Source organism: Halorhabdus amylolytica, from assembly GCF_004944975.1.
GTDB classification, from domain to species: domain Archaea; phylum Halobacteriota; class Halobacteria; order Halobacteriales; family Haloarculaceae; genus Halorhabdus; species Halorhabdus amylolytica.
Genome location: NZ_SPQG01000003.1, coordinates 154,592 through 173,603 on the forward strand (window position 1 = coordinate 154,592; position 19,012 = coordinate 173,603).

Below are 19,012 nucleotides of genomic sequence, written 5' to 3' on the forward strand. Positions count from 1 at the left end.
CTCCGTATCAGTCGATCGCCGATCTTTGGTCCGGTCGGGGGAAGCCCTTTCATCGCCGACCGGATACCGATGGTATGAACTTTTTCGAAAGCGCTCGCGCCGTCGCGGACGCCTCAGGGACGGGCCCCATCGACTGGGATGCGGCAGCCGAGGCGGCGACGGCCGCGACGGATCCCGGAGACCTCTCGCTCACCGAAACCGAGGGGGAAGCCTACGCGGCGGACGTTCGGGCTGCCACCGAGGCGGTCGGCGACGTTACCGACGTCAGTTTCGAAGTCCCCAAATCGATCCAGATTCTCAACCGCCACCACTGGATCGAGGCCAACGTCGAGACCTTCGAGCGCGTCATGGCCCCGGTCGAAGCAGAGGCCCAGACGATCCCGGGGATCGCCCGGACGCTGAACACCGGCACGATGGCCGTGACGCTCTCCTTTCTCGGTCGGAACGTCCTCGGGCAGTACGACCCCGTCTTGCTCGCAGAGGACCCACACGAACTGTACTTCGTCCATCCGAACATCGTCCGTGTCGCCGACGAACTCGACGTGCCGATCGCGCGGTTCCGTCGCTGGATCGCCTTCCACGAAGTTACCCACGCTGCCGAGTTCGGTGCTGCACCCTGGTTGCCGGACTATCTCGAATCCCGACTCGAAGGCACCGTCGAGGATCTCTCGGCGGGGAAACTAAACCGAGAGGCGTTCCGGGAACTCGACGCCGCGATGACTGTCGTCGAGGGATACGCCGAACTCCTGATGGATCGCGCGTTCGACCGTCCGCATGCGGATCTGCGGAATGCCCTCGACCGACGACGACAGAATCGGGGGCCGATCGCCCAGGCGATGGTCCGGCTACTCGGACTCGGTCTGAAACGCCGTCAGTACGAGCGCGGCAAGGCGTTCTTCGAAGCCGTCGAGGCGGATCGGGGGATCGAGGGTGCAAGCGCCGTCTGGGAGGACCCCTCTAATCTTCCAACCGACGAGGAGCTCGATAGGCCTTCACAGTGGCTCGGACGTGTCGAGCTCTAAGCTCACGCCAATCGCTCAGTAAAAACCACGTTCGACGTTGTCGTCGATCAGGTCCTCAAGTTCGGCGTCCAGCAACTCCTCGGCCTCCTCGAAGGTGTCGGTGAGGTCGTCCATCGCGTCTGGACGGCCGTGCGTGTCGAACTCCATCGGACCGTAGGCCGGGCTGTCCAGGGCGTCCATCATGTCCTCGAAAAGCGCGCCCGGCGTCGTCGGTGCCTCGGCGTGGGCTTTGACGACTTCTTCGAGTTCGCTGGCCTTCTGCTCGGCCTCGCTCTCGTCCTCGAGGGGTTGCTGAACACCGAACAGTCCCGACCCGTCCTCGGGGAACAGCGGCTCGATCTCGTCGTCGAGTTTGCGAGCGACCTCCGTGCCGACACCCTGCACCTCGAAGGGGTTTTTCGCGTAAGTCTTGAGCTGATAGACGCCTACCGAGGGGTGGCCCAGATAGAGATCCTCGCCGATCCCGCCGGTGCGATCGCCGCCGACGGCACGCCACCCGTCGGGATCCCTGTCGTTCTCGACCACGTCCGCGAGGATGTCCTGCCAGTCTCGAACGCGCATAGATGTGGCTAGTCGGTTCGTCAGGATGAACGTGACGGTCTGGCGTGAGCGACGGTGTATAACTCTGTAGTATTAGTAGATTATAAGGCGATCGAGTCCCACGTCTCTCCCATGGCTTTCACCGACGATTTGGAACCGATCGCCGACGAGTACTGGGGGGCGATCGTCGACCATCCGATGGTCGCACGGCTGGGCGATGGGACCCTTGACGAGGAGCCATTCGAGTACTGGGTCCGCCAGGATTACGTCTACCTGATCGAGTACGGGCGGGTGTTCGCGCTTGGGGCCGCGAAGGCATCCTCGATCGCACGGATGGGACAGTTCGCCGAGTTGCTCGACGCGACGATCAACACCGAAATGGATCTCCACCGGGAGTACGCCGCCGAGGTCGGGATCAGTGAGGCCGAACTCGAAACGACCGAGCCATCCCCCACGACCCGCGGATATACGGACTTCCTCGTGCGGACGGCCTCCATCGGGACGTTCGGCGACACGGTCGCCGCGCTATTGCCGTGCATGTGGGGCTTCAACGAGACAGCGAAACGGCTAGACGTACGAGGCCGCCCCGACGAGGAGCGGTACGCGGCCTGGATCGATACCTACGCCGGCGAGGAATTCACGGACCTCACGGAGTGGTGTCTCGATCTGATGGACGAAGTGGCTGTTGAGTCGACGACCGAGGAGCGCGAGCGGTATCAGGAACTGTTCGAGACGTCCGCGCGCTACGAGTACCGGTTCTGGGATGCCGCCTGGCGACAGGAGGCGTGGTCGATATGAACGACACCGACTCCGCTGGCGAGGTTCCGGACACCTTCGAGGCATACGTGGCCGGTCGCTCCGACGCGCGGTTCACCGACTGGCTCCGCGCCCGGGCCCAACCCGACTGGTCTTCGGCGGTCGAACACCGGTTCGTCGAGGAACTCGCGGCAGGGACACTCGAGGACGCCATCTTCCGACGCTACCTCCTGGGGGATTACGCCTTCCTCGATTCGCTGACCGGGGCGTTCGGCCACGCGGTCGGCGACGCGCCGGACATGGCGGCCCGCTCGAGGCTCGTCGATTTCCTCGCCGTGCTGACCGACGACGAGGACGATTACTTCGAACGGTCCTTCGAAGCGCTCGATGTGCCCGCGTCGGCGTATACCGACCCCGAGCAGACCGATACCACGCGGGCCTTCGAGGATCTGCTCGGACGCGCGGCTCACGAGGGTAGCTACGCCGAGACGCTGGCCGTCCTCGTCCCGGCTGAGTGGATCTACCTTTCGTGGGCCGACCAGCACGCCGACTCCGAGCCCGGAACGTTCTACCTGCGGGAGTGGATCGATCTCCACGCCAACGACGAGTTCCGGTCGTTCGTCGGGTGGCTACGCGAGGAACTCGATCGTGAGGGGGCGGCCGCCTCGCCACAGCGCCGGGAGCGTCTCGACGAACTGTTCCGGCGGACGGTCGAACTCGAAGTCGAATTCTTCGAGACGGCCTACACGGACGGTTCCGAGCAGTCCTCGGGTGGTGAGGACGCGTGGTGAGCACCGCGCTCGCGCTCGGGCTTACGGTCCTGACGCTGGTCGCCTTCTCAGGACTGGGCATGTGGCACTCCCGGGGTCGAGTTGGGTCCGTTGAGGATCTGATCACGGCCCGCGATTCCGTCGGCCGCGGGCGGATGACGGCCACGCTCGTCGCCTCGGTGATGGGCGTCTGGATCCTGCTGTCGGCCCCCGAGGCAGGCGCAAGTTTCGGGATCGCTGCCGTCGTGGGCTACGCTGTCGGCGAGGCGCTCCCGATGCTGGCTTACGCGAAGATCGGTCCGCGCGTCCGGAAGGTCATCCCCGACGGCCATTCGTTGACGGAGTACGCCCAGGCCCGCTACGGGCCGGCGATGTACGCCTTTGTCCTCGTCGTGAGTGCGCTGTACATGTTCGTCTTTCTCGCGGCCGAGTTGACGGGTATCTCCCGGGCGCTCGCGATGATCGCCGAGGTTCCCCAGTGGCAGACTGCCGTCCTCGTCGGTGGTTTCGTCCTCCTCTATACGGGCTATGGCGGCCTCCGAGCGAGTATCTTTACCGACACAGTGCAGGCGATCGTGGTCCTGCCACTCTTGGTCCTCGCGGCGGCCGGCGCGATATTCGCCCTTGGCGGCCCCGGTGCGGTCTACGACGGGATCGCGTCAACGAATCCCGCGCTGCTCGATCCAGGCTTCTGGCCGGGACTGCAGTTCGGTCTCGCGCTCGCCTTCGCCGTCCTCGGGGCCGAACTCATCAACCAGACGTGGTGGCAACGAATATACGCCGGCGAGGACGGCGAAACCGTCGCCGGTGGCTTCCGAAGGGCCTCGCTTTTGAACGGGTTGATCGTCTTCCTCGCGGCGCTGTTCGGCGTCGTCGCCGCGGGTCACGCGAACGTGGTCACCGACGCCGCGAGTGCGAACTACAACGCCGACGTCGCCTTTTTCCTGCTCCTGGGCGAGGCGTTCCCCGAGTGGCTCGTCCTGGCTGTCGTCCTCCTGGCACTGTTGTTGGTGATGAGTTCCGTCGACACGCTCTTCAACGCCCTCTCGAGTCTCGTGACTGCTGACCTGCCGCGCCTGCTCGACGATCCCGACGATCGGACGCTGGCACTCGGTGCGCGGGCCTTCACTGTTGTGGTCGCCGTGGCGGCGATCTACGTGAGTCTCCGGGCCCGGAGTGTTCTCCGGTTGTTCTTCTTCGCGGACCTGCTCGGGGCAGCCGTGGCGTTCCCGCTCGTCTACGGACTGTACTCCCGGCGACTTACGGGCATCGGGGCTCTGATCAGCAGCCTTCTTGGCCTGACGTTCGGCCTGGCGTACTTTCCCGATCTCCGGGAGTACATCACTGCGGTCCCGATCGTCGGCGACGCCCTCCCGGCGGCCGATCCGCTGTATCTGACGTCCTTCGGCGGCGCGTTCGTCCTCTCGACAGTACTGACACTGGTGGCTGCCGGACTGTCCCGCCCCTCGTTCGATCACGACAACCTCGGGGGCGCCGTCCGCCGGATGGACGGCGAAGACGTGGCCGACTGACTGGCGTCTGCCGCTGTGACGACGATTGATAAGCGTAGTTATACGTCGAGTCCGTCCCACATGGACACGGAAACGACTCGGAGATTCCACTATCGTCGGCTATTGACTCCGATAACTGTACTATATATTAATGTGTCTCGGCGATCGATGTATAATCATGCGTGGGGTTACCAGGCAGGCGGTTCTGGGACTCGGTGGCGCGACGATCGCGACGCTTGCCGGCTGTAGCGGGGGATCAGGGTCGCCAACCGAGACGGCCACGGCAACGGGAACGGAGACGACCACGATGGCCACCCAGCCGTCATCGCTGTCGATCGAGAACGTTCACTTCTGTAGGGAACAGCCGACAGGCTACCGTCAGTACACAGAGCAACCAGGGGCGACGTACGAACCGGGAGATATCGTCTGGGTATACTTCGAACCGTCTACCGTGGGAACTGAACCCGCGGGTGAGGGCGAGCGCCGCTTCTCCTACGAGCTGACATGGACGGTTCGCGGTCCAGAGGGTGAGGAGATCGACACGATCACGCGGACGATAGACCAGACCGCCCTTGAGTCGGCCGATTTTTCGGACGTGTTCTTGACGCTAAGCTTCGACCCACCGATGGACTTCGCTCCGGGTACCCATCGGATGGAGATCGACATTCGGGACGCGATCGCCGGGACCGAAGCGTCGACGGCTGTCGAGTTCGCGGTCGAGCGGGAACTGAGCCGGACGGACGGCTCGTTTGGCATCCCCGAAATCGTCTTCACGACCGACGAAGCGAACGGGTACGACGACTACACGCGCCAGCCGGACGCCGAATACGGACCGACCGAGTCTGGTATTACTACGAGATCGACGGAGTCCACTACGAGAAGACCGACGGCGCACTTCTGACGGATATCTCTGTCACCGAGACACTGACCGGCCCCGACGGGGAGGTCTGGAACGAGGCTGACATTCCGATCAGCAATCAGTATTCGCCAGAGATCAACCTCTCGACGCTGTTCGTGACCGATCACGTGGCCCCGACTGCGGAGTGGCTCCCCGGACCGTATACGATCTCCCTCGAAGTGACTGACGGCTATACTGACGAGACGGCCAAGCAGACAGGAACGTTCACCGTCGTCGAGTGACGTGGTGCCGTCCCGGCGACGCTACGCCCCATCCAGCGCGGCCGCGATCGTCTCGAGTTCACCTTTCCGGAACGCCCGTTCGTGATTGCGCTCGTCGTCGAGACCGTCGATCTGCTGGGTGATCCCCGCCCGCATGTCGGCTTTGGACGGGAGTCGTCCCGTCTCAATCTCGTGGCCGACGCTCCCGCTGATCGCCGCGAGACTCTCCTTGGTGAAACCGGTCGATCCCCGGCGTTCGAACCGATCGACTGCCAGTCGGATCTCGTTGCGGAGTTCGTCGACAGTTTTCGCCATGTCCGGGGAGAAGTTCGGCCCTGTCCTGTAGATTGCGGTCGTCAGTTTGACTCACCACTCGGTTCCGAACCGTCGCCCACCGACAGCGTTTTTCCCGCCGCCGCCCAGTCACCGGTGTGCATCTCCGCGGGCCAGTCCTCGAAGTGAGCGAGACGAAAACCGTCAGCACGCAATACGGCGAGCGCGATCTCACTGAGGTCACGATGGGCCCTGAGGACGGCCACGCGGACTCAGTCACCGTCACGCTGTGGGGCAAGTGGACCGAGACAGCTGACGTGCTGGCAGCCGGGATGGAACTCGCTGTCTACGATGCCGAACAGCGCGACTATCGTGGCGAGACGCAGTACACGACCGGCGAGGACACGATGGTCGTCGTCGAACCCGAGTTCATCGTCGATGTGACCGACGTCCGCTCGTGGGTACAGTGCCCTCGCATGTACTACCTGAACAAACTCTCGGGGACGCCGCTGGCCTATCCGGTCGTCAAAGGGACGATCGTCCACGAGGTCTTCGGCGACCTGTTGCGCGGACGTGACGTCGCGGACGCCGTCGCCGAACGCGTCGAGGAGGTCGGTCTCGAACTCGGCCTGCTTGAACGGGACGCCGAAACAGTTCGCGAGGACGCGCTCGATCACGCAAGCGCGATCGAAGGCTGGCTCCAGCAGGGCCACCTGACCGACGGTGGACAGACGACCTTCGGCCCCACCGAGAGCGAGTGGCGATCAGAACAGACGCTCATCAGCCAGCGCTACGGCCTGAAGGGGCGGGCTGACGCCGTCCGGCGAGGCATGCCCGTCGAACTCAAGACCGGCAAGAACACGAACCGGGAACCCCGATTCCAGGACAAGATCCAGGCCGCCGCCTACGCCCTCATTCTGGGCGAACACGGCGACGAACCCCCCAACACCGGGACGCTCCTCTATACCAAGAACGCTGCCGTCGAACGCACTGAGGAGGGAGGGGATCTCTCGCCGGCCAAGGAGTTCTCGATCGGCTCGGGCCTGCTCGAATTTGTCCTCCGGACGCGCAACGAGATCGCCGCGATGGAACACGGCATGGATGTCCCGACTGGCTACGAGGCTGACGCCAAATGTGAGTACTGCTTCGAGCAGGACACGTGCATGGCCGTTTCCGGTCGACTCGACCAGGAATCGAAGGCCGGCCAGGTCGGGAGTCCGATCCCCACGGACGAACGCGATTATTTCGAGCGCAACTATCGGGCGATCGAGGCCGAACGTCGGGCCGCCCACCGAGAGTACGCCAAACTCTGGCGCCAGGACAAAGAGGAGCGGGCCGACGACGACCGTGCGCTGATCGACCTCGAACCGGTTGGTCAGCGGGAACTGGCGGACGGCGGCTGGGAGTTGCGAGCCAAAGCGACCGGCGCGACCTCGAAAATCCGCGAGGGTGACGTCGTATTGGCGAGTGACGGCGACCCGATCGAGGGTGACGCGGAACTCGCTCGGGTCCAGCGTATTGCCGATGAGATCGTCGTTACAGCCGACGAACCGGTCGAAATTCGGCGCCTCGACATCTATCCGTCGGAACTCTCGACCGACCGGATGCTGACCGCTATCCACGACGCGCTCCTCCGGCAGTCAAGCGAGGAGAAAGCCGTCCTTTTCGGTCGGCAGGAACCCGAATTCCGCGAGATCGAGGAGACGTTCGTCGAGAACAACCCCGCCCAGGACCGGGCCGTCAGGTGGGCCGTCGGCGCGGAGGATTTCGCGCTGATTCACGGCCCGCCAGGGACCGGCAAGACCTACACGCTTGCGATGCTCGTTCGGGAACTGGTCGAACGCGGCGAGCGCGTCCTCCTGTCGGCGTTCACCAATCGCGCCGTGGACAACGCCGTCGAGGCGATCCTCGATCAGGAATTCGAGGGCATCGTCCGGATGGGGACCGAGACTGGCGTCCGTGAGGATCTCGCTCACGTCAGGCTCGACCCGGCGGGCGATCCCGACGAGCGGGCGGCCGAACTGACGGACGCGTCCGTGGTCGCTGCGACGACCGCAACCTGCGGATCCCGAGTCATGCGCGAGCAAGCCTTCGACGTGGCCGTCATCGACGAGGCCGGACAGTTGACCGAACCCGGCGCGCTCGCGGCGGTTGCCAGGGCCGACAGGTTCGTTCTCGTCGGCGACCACCAGCAACTTCCGCCGGTCGTGCGTAGCGAGGACGACATCGCCGACCGGGAGAGGGCCGCCGACCTCTCACAATCGCTGTTCGAGCGTCTGATCGACGCCCATCCCGACGCTGGCGTGTTGCTCGACCGGCAGTACCGGATGGCCCAGCGAATCCAGGCCTACTCCTCGCGGGAGTTCTACGACGGGCAACTCCGTCCCGCCAGCGGCGCGGTCGCGGGCCAGACGCTCGGTGATCTCGACGGCGTCGACCCGGACGTCTTGCCTGATCATCTCAAAGGCCGGGTGACCTTCGTCGATCCGGACGGCCAGGCATCGGGGAATACGAATCCCACGGAGGCCGCGACCGTCGCCGAGACTGTCGAGTCGTATCTGAGCGCGGGCGTCGATCCGGGCGACGTGGGCGTCATCGCTCCGTATCGGGCGCAGGTCGCCGAAATCGGAAAGCGCGTCCCCGACGGCGTGACTGTCGACACCGTCGATCGCTTTCAGGGATCGAGCAAGGAGGTCGTCGTGGTCTCGTTCGTCGCGACGGGGAATCTCGACGGCCCGATCTTCGAGGACTACCGGCGGATCAACGTTGCACTGACGCGGGCGAAGCGTGCCCTGGTGCTGATCGGGGATGCCGATACGCTCTCCACGGACGACCGTTATCGGCGGATGGTCGAGTGGGCGCGCTGAAGAGGATCGATACCGAGAAGGTCCATCCGGCGCAATCGCCCCTCGTGTCACCTGCCACAGACGGACCGACGGTCGCCGGCAAGTGCGAACCCGAACCCGACGCGCTTACAGCCGCGGCCGATCGCGGGTTCGATGTCGTCGAACTCTATCTCGAACGCGAACATCTCGATGATTTCGAGCGGACTGTCGAAACCGTTCGGGACGCGACCGTCTCGGCCGCCTCAGTCCACACGCCACACGTCACGCCCGAAGAGCGCGAGTACTATGAACTGACCGACCGCCTCGCGGTCGCCCTCGACGCCTATCTCGTTTTGCACTCGAAGTACGTCATGCACGCCTTTGCTCCCGATGTGGCGGCGATCGGCTTTGACGCGTCCCACGGCCACGAGAACAACACCGGCGCGAGCATCCTCCACTTAGAGGAGATGATCCTCGCGCGTGACAACGATCTGGTGCTGGATACGGCCCACCTCTATACGGCGGAGCGGGACTATCACGACGCGCTCGAATACCTCCTTTCGACGTACCCGGATCAGATCGGACTGATCCATCTCACTGACAGCACCCGACGGAACGACGGGCTGCCCTTTGGCGACGGCGAGATCGACCTGAGGGCGACGGTCGAGACGATCCGAGAGTCCGCGTTCGACGGACCGATCGTCCTTGAAGTCATGCCCGACGCACAGGCGGACGCACGGCAGGCGTTCGAACGGTACTGGGCGGATTGATGGCGACATCGTGTGTTGACTCCATATTTTTCAGAACTTCATTCGGGTGATCACCCCGAACACTGTTGATCACCGACCGTTTCGCGGTCCCAGAGGGAACCTCTTTGGGGCTTGCCGTCCTTCGTTTCGGAACGAATGACGTTCAACGTTCCACGCGGCGAGGGATACGTAGAAGTAGATCTCCCGGATTGCGACGTGACGATCGCCGAGTTGCCCGGCGGCGAGCCGGTCGACGTCCGCGAGGCGGCACAGGAGGCGGTCGCCGATCCCCACGGTCCACCGCTTTCCGAACGCGCCGGTCCCGACGACGAGGTCGCTATCGTCGTGACCGATGTAACTCGCGACGCCCCGGACGGTGTCATGGTCGACGTGCTCTTCGAGGAACTCGAAGCGGCGGGCGTCGACCGCGAGCAGGTCCGAATCGTCCTCGGGCTGGGCCTCCATCGCCCGATGGACGACGACGAGATCGAAGCTGAACTCGGCGAATACGCCGACCTCGCGGAGAATCACGACCCCGACGAGACAGTGACTGTCGGCAAAGTCAACGACGTGCCGATCGAAATCTATCGACCCGTCGCCGAGGCCGATCTGGTACTCACGACCGGCCAGAGCGAACCCCACCAGTACGCGGGCTTTTCCGGCGGCGCCAAGACGGTCGTTATCGGTGCCGGTGGCGAGTCGTTCATCAAGTACACCCACGGCCCGGAGATGCTCAGCCAGGATGAGGTCAAACTCGGCAAGATCGACGGCAATCCCTTCCGCGAGGCCGTCGAGGAAGCGGGCGAGATGCTCGGCCTCGATTTCTGCCTGAACGTCACACCCGGCCCGAACGGCTTTCTCGACGCTGCAGCGGGTGACTCGGGTGCTGTCGTCCGCGACCTCGCCGAGACCGCCCGCGAGGCGCTGGCCTTCGAGGTCGACGGCGAGTACGACGCCGTGGTGTCCGGTGTCGGCGCACCGAAGGACGCCCAACTGTACCAGACGACGCGGGGGATCACCTACGTCGTCCTCTCTGACGGCGCGCCCGTCAAGGAGGGCGGCCGCGTCGTCGTCCCCGCAGTCCTCGACGAGGGCTACGGTGCGGGACGCGGCGAGGAACGTTTCTACGAGTGGCTCAGTGGCGCAGAGGACGCCGAGTCCTGCTACCAGGCGATGCTGGAAGGCTACGAGCCAGGGGCCCAGCGCGGGTTCGTCACGGTTCGGTCGCTTCGTCATGCCGACGCCTACGTCACGAATAGCGAGGACCCCGAACTCGTCGAGGAGTGTCTGATGCACGCCGCCGAGACCGTCGAGGATGCGATCGAACCCGGCAGCGACGTGCTCGTGGTGCCGAAAGCACCCAAGACGCTATTAGTGTGACTCGGCAACGCTGACTCTGATCACTCCGCCACAAACGCTTCCTCGGCCAGTTCGTCGTCGATCGCCTCCTGGACCCGATCGTGGAATTCCTTGAGAACGGCCGATTCGTCCTCCGCCAGGACGACGTCGCTTGCCATCAGAGTCGCCAGGCCGAAGGCCCGCGGCGTCGGCGAGTCGACGCGGGTGGAAACGACCTCAACCTCGCCGGCCCGGATCGCGCCGAGCACGTCCTCGATCGCATCGACGTTGAGTTTGTCTTCGGTGATCTCCCGGTAGGTCTCTTCGATCACCGCGAAGTCCTCCAGGTCCTGGGCGAAGCCCAGCAACATCTCGCTGTTGACCTGCTGTTCGCTGGCGGATTTCTCGTAGCCCTTGTAGCGTTTGAGGATCATCAGCGAGCGCGTCGCGTTGATCCGGAAATAACGGTCGAGCAAGTCTGTTCCCTCGAGGCTGGCTCGCAAGTCCGCCCGCACGTCGGCCGGATCGATCGATTCGAGAATGCCCAACACGTCGACTTTCCGGTTGAGCGGCATCGAGAGGGTAAAGCCGTGATCCGCGACGGCAACCTGGACGTTCGCGGTGGCTTCCTGGGCGACGCGATAGGCCAGCAGTCGAGAGAGACCGTCGTTGAATCGCCGGCCGTAGTTCGAGTGGACGTAGTATCGCCGTTCGTACTCTTCCCGGTCGCGCTCCTCCTCGATGACGAGGCGCTCGTCGGTGCTGACGCTGTCGGGGCCCGCGTAGCGCAACTGCCGGTCGAACATCCCGACGATTGCACGAACGCTGTTCTCGTCGAGGGGGAACTCCCGCAGCCACAGCCGGGCCGCCGACTGGCCGCCCCGCTCCAGCGTTTCCAGCAACTCTCCCTGGAAGGCCAGGATCTCCCGACCGAGGTCGTAGCTAAGGGGCAACCGTTCGGAGTACCAGGAGGGAACGGTCGGCCTGGCGCTCGTCAGATCGACGTAGACCTTCGACCCTCGTCGATAGCGATACTCGTACCGGTCGCCGCCAAGGACGAACACGTCACCCGATTCCAGGGTATCGAGATACGACTCGTCGAGTTGTCCGACCCATTCACTGTCGCCGCGAGTGAGCACATCACACGTGAAGGAGTCGGGAATCGTCCCGATGTTGGTCATGTAGATGACCCGCGCCAGCCGGCCGCGCTTACCGATCAGCGTCTCGCCGACGGGGTATTCTTCGTAGTGGTACTCGCCGTCGGGCGGATCGTTCGTGTCCCGCCAGATCTTCGCGTAGACGTTCTCCTCTTCCATGCCGGGATAGTCGGCAGTGAGATAGCGGACGAGTCCCTCCCAGTCGTCGTCAGTGTAGTTGCGGTAGGGATACGCTCGACGGAGGATGCCCGTGATCTCGGATTCGGGACGGATATCGTTGATCGCCATGCCGTACACCTGCTGGGCAGCCACGTCCTGTGCGTTCTCGGGGACGAACACCCGGTCGACGAACCCCTCTTCGGCCTTCTTCAGCATGACCGCACACTCGACCAGCTCGTCGCGATCGAGCGCGATGACCCGGCCGGCGACAGTCTCGCCGAGCTGGTGGCCGGCCCGCCCCACACGCTGGAGTAAGGCCGCCACGGACTTGGGCGAGCCCACCTGTACGACCAGATCGATGTGGGGCATGTCGATCCCGAGTTCGAGGCTCGTCGAGGTCGTCACCACGTCGATGTCGCCGGATTTGAGATCCGATTCGATGGCCTCGCGTTTGTCCTTCGAGAGGCTCCCGTGGTGACACCCCGAGTTGGCCTCGTCGTAGTCGTCGAACCGTTCCCGGAGGTTGTGCAGAACGCGCTCGGCACCGGAACGCGTGTTCGTGAACACCAGCGTATTGGTGTGATCCTGAATCAGGTCGTGTAACTGGTCGTAGAAGCGGTCATTGATCGTCGACTGGGGCGTGTGAATGAGGTCGTCAGTCGGCGTCGTGAGTTCGATGTCGAACTCGCGGGCGAAACGGGCGTCGACGAGTTCGTATTCGCGGGGATCGCCACCCGGCTGTTCGCGCCCGACCAAAAACTCCGCCATCGTCGCCAGGGGTTCGACGGTCGCCGAACAGCCGATCCGTATCGGGGAGGTCTCGGCCATCGCTTCCAGGCGCTCTAAGGAGACCGAGAGATGGGTTCCCCGTTTGTTCGCCGCGAGGCTGTGAATCTCGTCGACGATGACGTACTCGACGGTTTCCAGCTTCTTCCGAAATTTCGGGGAGTTCAGCAGGATCGCAAGAGTCTCCGGCGTCGTGTTGAGGATGTGGGGTGTCTCTTCGAGCATCGCCTGGCGATCGCTGTCTGACGTGTCGCCGTGACGGATCGCGTGGCGGATCTCGACGTCCTCGTTGCGCTGTTCCAGTTTCGTGGTGATCTCCGAGAGCGGAACTTCGAGGTTGCGGTGGATGTCGTTGGCGAGGCTCTTCAGCGGCGAGACGTACAGGCAGTAGACGGAGTTCTCCAGTCCCTCCTCGCGATCCCGGCGGAACAGTTCGTTGACGATCGCGGCGAAACTGGCCTGGGTCTTGCCCGAGCCCGTCGGTGCGGCGATCAGCGCGTTCTCGCCCTCGTGGATGTGTGGGATGGCTTCCTTCTGTGGCGGCGTGAAGAAGCCGCCGTTGTCAGGGACGTACGGCCCGAATTCTTCGACCCACCACTCGCGAACGACCGGCTCGAAAAGCTCCAGGATGTTGCCGTCGTCGATCGCCACGGTCTCGGGATCAAATCCGAGATCCACGTCCGCATCCGTGAGCAATTGCCGTCCTCCCATGGGCTACCCGGAGCAACGTGCCGGATCGTCTTGTGTACTCGGGTCGTCGCTGGCGATCAGGCGAGTGTCACCTGAACGACCGCGAACGCGAACAGCGCCAGCGAGATCGCAGCGAGCCCCGTCAACACGAACGTCGTCACGCCGGTGATCGTCCAGGGGCGGTCGCGGTTGACGGCGCCAGCGAGTCCGACGGGAAGGATCGTCGCGACGAACGGGACAGCCCGGTCGACGCTCGCCCCGTCGAGGACGAACGCCATCGGGGCGTAGGCGACGCCGATGACGGCGCCGACGTGGACGTGTCGGCGGGGATCGATCCCAAGAGCCGTGACACCGACCAGCAGTCCGAACCAGATGACCGCCAGTTCCGTCCCGAACGCAAGCAAGAGGTTTGCCGTCGGGTCCGCGAACGGTTCGACGCGGTTCGCGATCGGCATGATGTCCAGCGGGGCAAGGAAGGCGGGGGGCTCGCCGGTCAGCAGGTCCGTGAACGGGTGGACGAGAAGTCCGAGCAGGGCGGCTCCGCCGATCGCGCGCGCCGGGAGTCCGATCTCGTCGGCGACCGTCGCAACGATCACGCCGCCGGTCGCGAACAGTACCATCACGGCGCCGGCAACTACCCCGTCCGTTACCGCGGCCAGCAGAACGATCCCGGAGAGGGCCAGCCAACCTGCCCATCGTCGGCGAACCCACAGCACGAACCCGAGGCTCCCGAGAACGGCCACGACAAGTGAGTGGGTCGTCGTTCGGTGGCGGTCGTCCGTCGCCGCCCAGAAGTGATCGAACGCCGTCGAGTCACCGGGGAGCGAGACGACCTGGAACGCGGCATGGACGACGTCGACGTCCGGCAAAGAGGCAAACAGCGCCGCTGCCAGCCCGACCCCGACGGCGTATCTGAGTGCGATCCTGCCGGAAAGTATCGACGGGCTGTCGGTGGGTCCGAAGCGTCTCGCGAGGAGCGTCGCGAGCCCGAACGCGAGGAATGCGTGTCCGACGAACACGACACAGCTTGGCGACCGGCGTATATGAACGTCACTCTCCCGGCGGGTCGGAACCCGTCTGGACTCCAACTGCATCGAGGATCTGCGTGACGAAGTCGTTGAGATAGACTGTCCCCCACGTCGCGACGATTGCAGCCCCGATCGTGTTGAAGATCAGGTCTTTCATCGTGTCTTCGAGACCGTACTGGGTCAACACCGGCGACCCGCCGATAGCGGTGGCGGCGGCGCTCGTCGTGAACTCGATGATCTCCCAGACCACACCGAAAGCGAGCACGAACATGAGGATGAACACGAAGACGAATCGATCGGGTAGCTGGACGTCGTCCCAGTGTTCGTCAAGCGCGCGGATCGTCGCATAGCCGACTCCGGCGACGACCGACGCCGACAGTGCGTGTGTCAGGTGATCGTATCCGGGGATCGATCGGTAGAACCCTTCCCCACCCGGAACGCCGACGGTGCCAAGCGAGTGGAGGAAGACGGCGGTCGTGATCCACAGAGTCAGGCGCGGATCCATCGAAACGCTGTAGTCCCGTTCGAGCAATGGGGGGATCTGTAACACGATCAGGCCGATCGCTGCATTGATCGAGATGCCGAGCGACCGGCGTTCGAACCCGATAAACAGCAGCCCGATCAGGATGAACTCCATTACCCATGTGAGTTGCTGCTGGCGGTACTCGCTGAGACGGATGCGTTCGCGGAGGCTCACATCTGTTCACCTCCCGCTTCGGGAACACCCGCATACCGACGCACGTACAGTTCGAAGACGCCCCCGGCGAGCAGCCCGGCGACGGCCGAGGCGATGAACTCCCACATGAGGTGTTCCTCGATCACTTCCTCCTCGAGGGCGGGATCGAGCAGCAGCGTCGTTCCGAGATAGATGTCCGACAGCCATCGAGAGACGGCCCACAACCCGGCGAAGGCCAGCGTCGAGACGACGACGAACAGCAGCGCGAACTGGTAGTTCATCTCCACGCTCGTGAACAGTTGGAGTTCCACGGCGACGATCAACGCGAGCGCAGCCACCGAGAGGTACGTTGCGACCTCCCGGAAGGCGACGTTCACCCCGAAGGTATAGCCCAGCAGCGGCAACGCGGCGAGGACGAACACCTCCCAGGGGATCATCACGAGCGGATCGCGGTGGGCGACCGGCGGCAGGATCGCCAGCCCGCCGACAATCGCCGCGAAGCCCGCCCACAGCGGGTTCCCGAGAACGACGTTCCCCACGGCCGTCAGCGCGATCACGCCGGTCAGAAGCCAGCCAATGGCAGCATTGAGCCGGGAGGTCCGCAATAGCGTCACCAGATCCGAAGCGGTCGATGCCATATGTTGTCTCTCGGCTCCGGACGGGGAAAAACTAGTCCCGTTGCTGTCCATGGGGCCCACGAGTAACGGACGACGTCCCGTCGTTCACTCCCGGACGTTGTTCAGTCGGTCAGCCAGATCGAGGTCGGCGTCGGTGATCCCGCCCGCGTCGTGGGTGGTCAGCCGGACCTGGACTTCCCGCCAGCCGATCGTCATCTCCGGGTGGTGAAACGCTTCCTGAGCGAGTCCACCCGCAGCGGCCGCGAAGCCGACCCCGTCGAGGTAAGCGTCGAACTCGAAGGTTTTGACGATCTCGTCACCCTTTCGCTCCCAGCCCGCCGGAAGCCGCTCGTCGATCTCTGTATCACTCAGTAACTCTGTCATGCGTGGACACACGCCATTCCGCCGGAAGAACGTTCTGACCGGGGCGAAAGCGCCCGGATCGTCGGTACGGTCGACAGTCGGCACTCGCAGTCGTCAGTCGTCGTCGGCCATCGCCGAGAGGCGAGCCTGGATCTCCTTCTCGGCGGGGATCGAATCGGGTGTGTCTTCATTGCCGAAGTCGGGATCGAACAGTCGCAAGGCGGTGTCGATGGTCGTCCAGTCGTCTTCTTCGGCGGCGTTCCGGAGGGACTCGGTCGGTGCCGCAAGCAACTGATTGACCAGCGAATCGGCCATCGCCTCGAGGACCTCCTGTTCGTCGGCGTCGAGGTCTAGCTTTCCGAAAGCGTCCTGCAACTCTCGGGCTTTGATCCGCTCGGCACCCTCGTACATACTCGAGATCACGTCGTCAGCCCGGGCACGCTTGTATCGGGTGAGAAGATGTTCGAACTCCGTCTCGATGATGGCCTCGACCTCCTCGGCGGCCACCTTGCGGCTGGCTCGCGTCTCGGCCGTCACGGCCTCGAGGTCGTCGAGGTCGAAAACGTCGACCCCGTTGAAGCCGTCTGCTTCCCGGGGAACGTCCCGCGGCTGGCCGATGTCGACGACGACCGTTTCTCCGGTGTCGTCGAAGACATCGATATCGACGATCGGGTCGGGGCTTGCAGTCGCTGAGACGAGTAGATCGACCCGGTCGACGGCCGACGGGAGGCTGTCCAGCGCGATCGATTCGGCCGGGACTTCCACCATCGAGGCCACGTGCTCGGCGTGTGGGACAGTCCGGTTGGCAACCAGAAGCTGGTCGATATCGGTACGGGCGTCCAATGCTTTGGCGGCCAGCGTGGCGATTTCACCCGCGCCGACGATCAGCGCCCGCCCGCCGTCCAGTCTACACTCCCTGTCAGCGAGTTCGACGGCCGCACTCCCCAGCGAGACGACGCCCTCGTTGATGGCTGTCTCGGTGCGAGCGCGTTCGCCGACGTGGATCGCCTTCGTCACAGCCTCTTCGAGGACTGGCCCGAGCCCGTCGGCGTTACGAGCGTCTTCGTAGGCATCCCGGACCTGACCGAGGATCTGATCTTCGCCCGGCACGAGCGATTCCAGTCCCGCAGCGACACGCAGGAGATGTCGCAGGCTCTCCTCGTGGCCCATCTCGACGATCGACGACGCCGGGGCGTCCGGCGTCGCCCTAGCGAGTGCCGCCCGGCCCGCCTCGGGCTCCTCAGTGACGACGTATCGCTCGGCGCGGTTGCACGTCTGGAGGACGAACGCTTCGGCGACGTTCGACTGCTCGAGTAACTGTTCGACCGCCTCGCCCTGGCTGTCGGCAGACACTGCGTCGATTTCCTCGACGATGGCGTGCTGGTGGGCGACGCTCAGTCCCGAGACGACGGCTGGCTCTCGCGTCACGCTGTATCACCGATCACGTCAGAGATCACGCTCACTGCTCTCTCCCGTGGGTTGGATCCGCTGGTATCTAAAGCCTTCCAAACCCCCTCCGTCTTGACGACGTCCCGGAGTACTTCACGGCGGGTCGCCGGATCGATACCTCGGTCACGCAACTCCGTCCGTAGCTCACTGGACAACTCGGCCATCGCACCGGCGCTGTCGACACGCGGGTCGTCTTCGAGGTGTTCTCTGAGTACGCGACTCAGTGCCGGACTCGTTGCCCCGGTTGCAATCGCGATCGTGACCGGATCGCGCCGGATGGTCGCCGGGACGACGACGCTTCCCGCGTCGCGTTCGCCGCTTTCATCGGCCCGATTGATCAGAATTTCCCGGTCGCGGGCCGCCGATTCGATCGCGTCGTTGAGTCCCTCGTCGTCGGTGGCGGCGACGACCAAGACCGGATCGACTCGATCGAGCCAGTCTTCGACGGCTTCCGGTCCGGGCCGGGCCCGCACCACGTCCGCACCGCCGAATTTGGTGTCTGCAAACTCCGGACTGATGACCGTCACGTCGGCCTCACGGGCGAACCGTCTGGCTTTCCGGGCACCGACGCTGCCGCCGCCGAAAATCACTACGCGTTCGTTCCTGAAGTCGTGAAAGAGTGGAATCATCGATTCGTCGCGTTTCAGTTACTCTCGTCTCTTCGTCGGCGTTCGACCCCTATAAGCGTCGCCCCGAACGTCTCAGGGTGCCTCGACGTCTACAACTTCGTAATCCGAGCCATCGAGGTCCTCGAGGATCGCCCCGGTGTCGGCGCTGTCCTCGTAGTAGAAGACGACGTCGAAGGTCCCCTCGCGGAGCAATTGCTGGCACTCCCAGACGAACTCGTCGCCCTCGATCGTCAGGCCCTGGTGCTGGTTGAGTCCAAACTCGGGATCGTCGGTACCGGAGTAGACGTACGTGTCGGCGTCAGTCTCGGCGTGTTCGGCGATGGTTTCGCCGACCTCGATGGTTACCCGATTGAGTTCCGCCTCCTGATCGTTCTTCAGGTCTGTGTGGACGACTACCCCCCGGAGTTCGATATCGCCGGGCTCCAGCAACTGTCGGGTCTGTTCGTAGATGTCCTCACCGGTCGCGTCCATACGTTCCCGTTTCTCCGGGGAGTAATACGACTCACGGTCGACGTCCGGCCGACGAAGCGTTCGCTTGACGGGTCAGCACCGTCC

General features: G+C 64.2%; 19 protein-coding genes. 9 read left to right on the forward strand and 10 right to left on the reverse strand.

Features of this window, described 5'->3' with window-relative positions:
- The first annotated feature begins 74 nt into the window (after positions 1-74).
- Complete coding sequence (locus E3374_RS05490; RefSeq protein ID WP_136688019.1) at positions 75-1,022, forward strand: zinc-dependent metalloprotease; 948 nt, start codon at positions 75-77, stop codon at positions 1,020-1,022.
- Positions 1,023-1,037: 15 nt separating this feature from the next.
- Here E3374_RS05490 and E3374_RS05495 read toward each other — a convergent pair whose 3' ends face one another.
- Complete coding sequence (locus E3374_RS05495; RefSeq protein ID WP_136688020.1) at positions 1,038-1,583, reverse strand: hypothetical protein; 546 nt, start codon at positions 1,581-1,583, stop codon at positions 1,038-1,040.
- Positions 1,584-1,694: 111 nt separating this feature from the next.
- Between E3374_RS05495 and tenA the strand changes: the two genes are divergently transcribed.
- The 5 genes from tenA to E3374_RS17835 all read left to right on the forward strand — a co-directional run bounded on the left by tenA (position 1,695) and on the right by E3374_RS17835 (position 5,739).
- Entirely contained in the window at positions 1,695-2,360 is a 666-nt protein-coding gene (gene tenA / locus E3374_RS05500) for a thiaminase II (protein ID WP_136688021.1), read from the forward strand.
- Positions 2,357-3,109, forward strand: coding sequence for a TenA family protein (locus E3374_RS05505; RefSeq protein ID WP_136688022.1), 753 nt, complete (start codon positions 2,357-2,359; stop codon positions 3,107-3,109). The genes tenA and E3374_RS05505 overlap by 4 nt, the downstream gene beginning before the upstream one ends.
- Complete coding sequence (locus tag E3374_RS05510) at positions 3,103-4,620, forward strand: sodium:solute symporter family transporter (RefSeq protein ID WP_136688023.1); 1,518 nt, start codon at positions 3,103-3,105, stop codon at positions 4,618-4,620. Before E3374_RS05505 ends, E3374_RS05510 begins: the two co-directional genes overlap by 7 nt.
- Before the next feature lie 157 nt (positions 4,621-4,777).
- The gene (locus E3374_RS05515; protein ID WP_136688024.1) at positions 4,778-5,500 is read left to right on the forward strand and encodes a hypothetical protein; all 723 of its coding nucleotides are present in this window, start codon (positions 4,778-4,780) and stop codon (positions 5,498-5,500) included.
- 113 nt (positions 5,501-5,613) lie between these two features.
- Positions 5,614-5,739 carry a hypothetical protein gene (locus E3374_RS17835; protein WP_282568434.1) on the forward strand — a complete coding sequence of 42 codons (126 nt, stop codon included), beginning with the start codon at positions 5,614-5,616 and terminating at the stop codon, positions 5,737-5,739.
- A gap of 21 nt (positions 5,740-5,760) precedes the next feature.
- Here E3374_RS17835 and E3374_RS05520 read toward each other — a convergent pair whose 3' ends face one another.
- The gene (locus E3374_RS05520; RefSeq protein ID WP_136688025.1) at positions 5,761-6,033 is read right to left on the reverse strand and encodes a hypothetical protein; all 273 of its coding nucleotides are present in this window, start codon (positions 6,031-6,033) and stop codon (positions 5,761-5,763) included.
- Between the two features lie 116 nt (positions 6,034-6,149).
- On the opposite strand from E3374_RS05520, the gene E3374_RS05525 reads away from it, so the two are divergent.
- The 3 genes from E3374_RS05525 (at position 6,150) to E3374_RS05535 (ending at position 10,945) form a co-directional block, all read left to right on the forward strand.
- The gene (locus E3374_RS05525; RefSeq protein ID WP_136688026.1) at positions 6,150-8,858 is read left to right on the forward strand and encodes an AAA domain-containing protein; all 2,709 of its coding nucleotides are present in this window, start codon (positions 6,150-6,152) and stop codon (positions 8,856-8,858) included.
- A 44-nt stretch (positions 8,859-8,902) separates the two neighbouring features.
- Complete coding sequence (locus E3374_RS05530; protein WP_248299397.1) at positions 8,903-9,586, forward strand: sugar phosphate isomerase/epimerase family protein; 684 nt, start codon at positions 8,903-8,905, stop codon at positions 9,584-9,586.
- 135 nt (positions 9,587-9,721) lie between these two features.
- Positions 9,722-10,945, forward strand: a complete 1,224-nt coding sequence (locus E3374_RS05535; RefSeq protein WP_136688028.1) for a lactate racemase domain-containing protein — start codon at positions 9,722-9,724, stop codon at positions 10,943-10,945.
- A gap of 20 nt (positions 10,946-10,965) precedes the next feature.
- Here the strand turns inward: E3374_RS05535 and E3374_RS05540 are convergent, their stop codons facing one another.
- The 8 genes from E3374_RS05540 to E3374_RS05575 form a co-directional block, all read right to left on the reverse strand.
- Positions 10,966-13,716 (reverse strand): ATP-dependent helicase, encoded by a 2,751-nt coding sequence (locus E3374_RS05540; RefSeq protein ID WP_136688029.1) that lies wholly within the window; start codon positions 13,714-13,716, stop codon positions 10,966-10,968.
- Positions 13,717-13,772: 56 nt separating this feature from the next.
- Positions 13,773-14,714 (reverse strand): metal-dependent hydrolase, encoded by a 942-nt coding sequence (locus E3374_RS05545; RefSeq protein WP_136688030.1) that lies wholly within the window; start codon positions 14,712-14,714, stop codon positions 13,773-13,775.
- A gap of 31 nt (positions 14,715-14,745) precedes the next feature.
- On the reverse strand, positions 14,746-15,420 hold the full coding sequence (locus E3374_RS05550) for a hypothetical protein (RefSeq protein WP_136688031.1): 675 nt from the start codon (positions 15,418-15,420) through the stop codon (positions 14,746-14,748).
- A complete protein-coding gene (locus E3374_RS05555; protein ID WP_136688032.1) occupies positions 15,417-16,037 on the reverse strand; it encodes a hypothetical protein in 621 nt (206 codons plus the stop codon). The genes E3374_RS05550 and E3374_RS05555 overlap by 4 nt, the downstream gene beginning before the upstream one ends.
- An 84-nt stretch (positions 16,038-16,121) precedes the next feature.
- The gene (locus E3374_RS05560; protein ID WP_136688033.1) at positions 16,122-16,400 is read right to left on the reverse strand and encodes a 4a-hydroxytetrahydrobiopterin dehydratase; all 279 of its coding nucleotides are present in this window, start codon (positions 16,398-16,400) and stop codon (positions 16,122-16,124) included.
- A 93-nt stretch (positions 16,401-16,493) separates the two neighbouring features.
- Complete coding sequence (gene hemA / locus E3374_RS05565; protein WP_136688034.1) at positions 16,494-17,807, reverse strand: glutamyl-tRNA reductase; 1,314 nt, start codon at positions 17,805-17,807, stop codon at positions 16,494-16,496.
- Positions 17,804-18,457 (reverse strand): precorrin-2 dehydrogenase/sirohydrochlorin ferrochelatase family protein, encoded by a 654-nt coding sequence (locus tag E3374_RS05570; protein WP_136688035.1) that lies wholly within the window; start codon positions 18,455-18,457, stop codon positions 17,804-17,806. Before E3374_RS05570 ends, hemA begins: the two co-directional genes overlap by 4 nt.
- A 72-nt stretch (positions 18,458-18,529) precedes the next feature.
- Positions 18,530-18,928, reverse strand: a complete 399-nt coding sequence (locus E3374_RS05575; RefSeq protein ID WP_136688036.1) for a DUF5778 family protein — start codon at positions 18,926-18,928, stop codon at positions 18,530-18,532.
- Positions 18,929-19,012 lie beyond the last annotated feature (84 nt).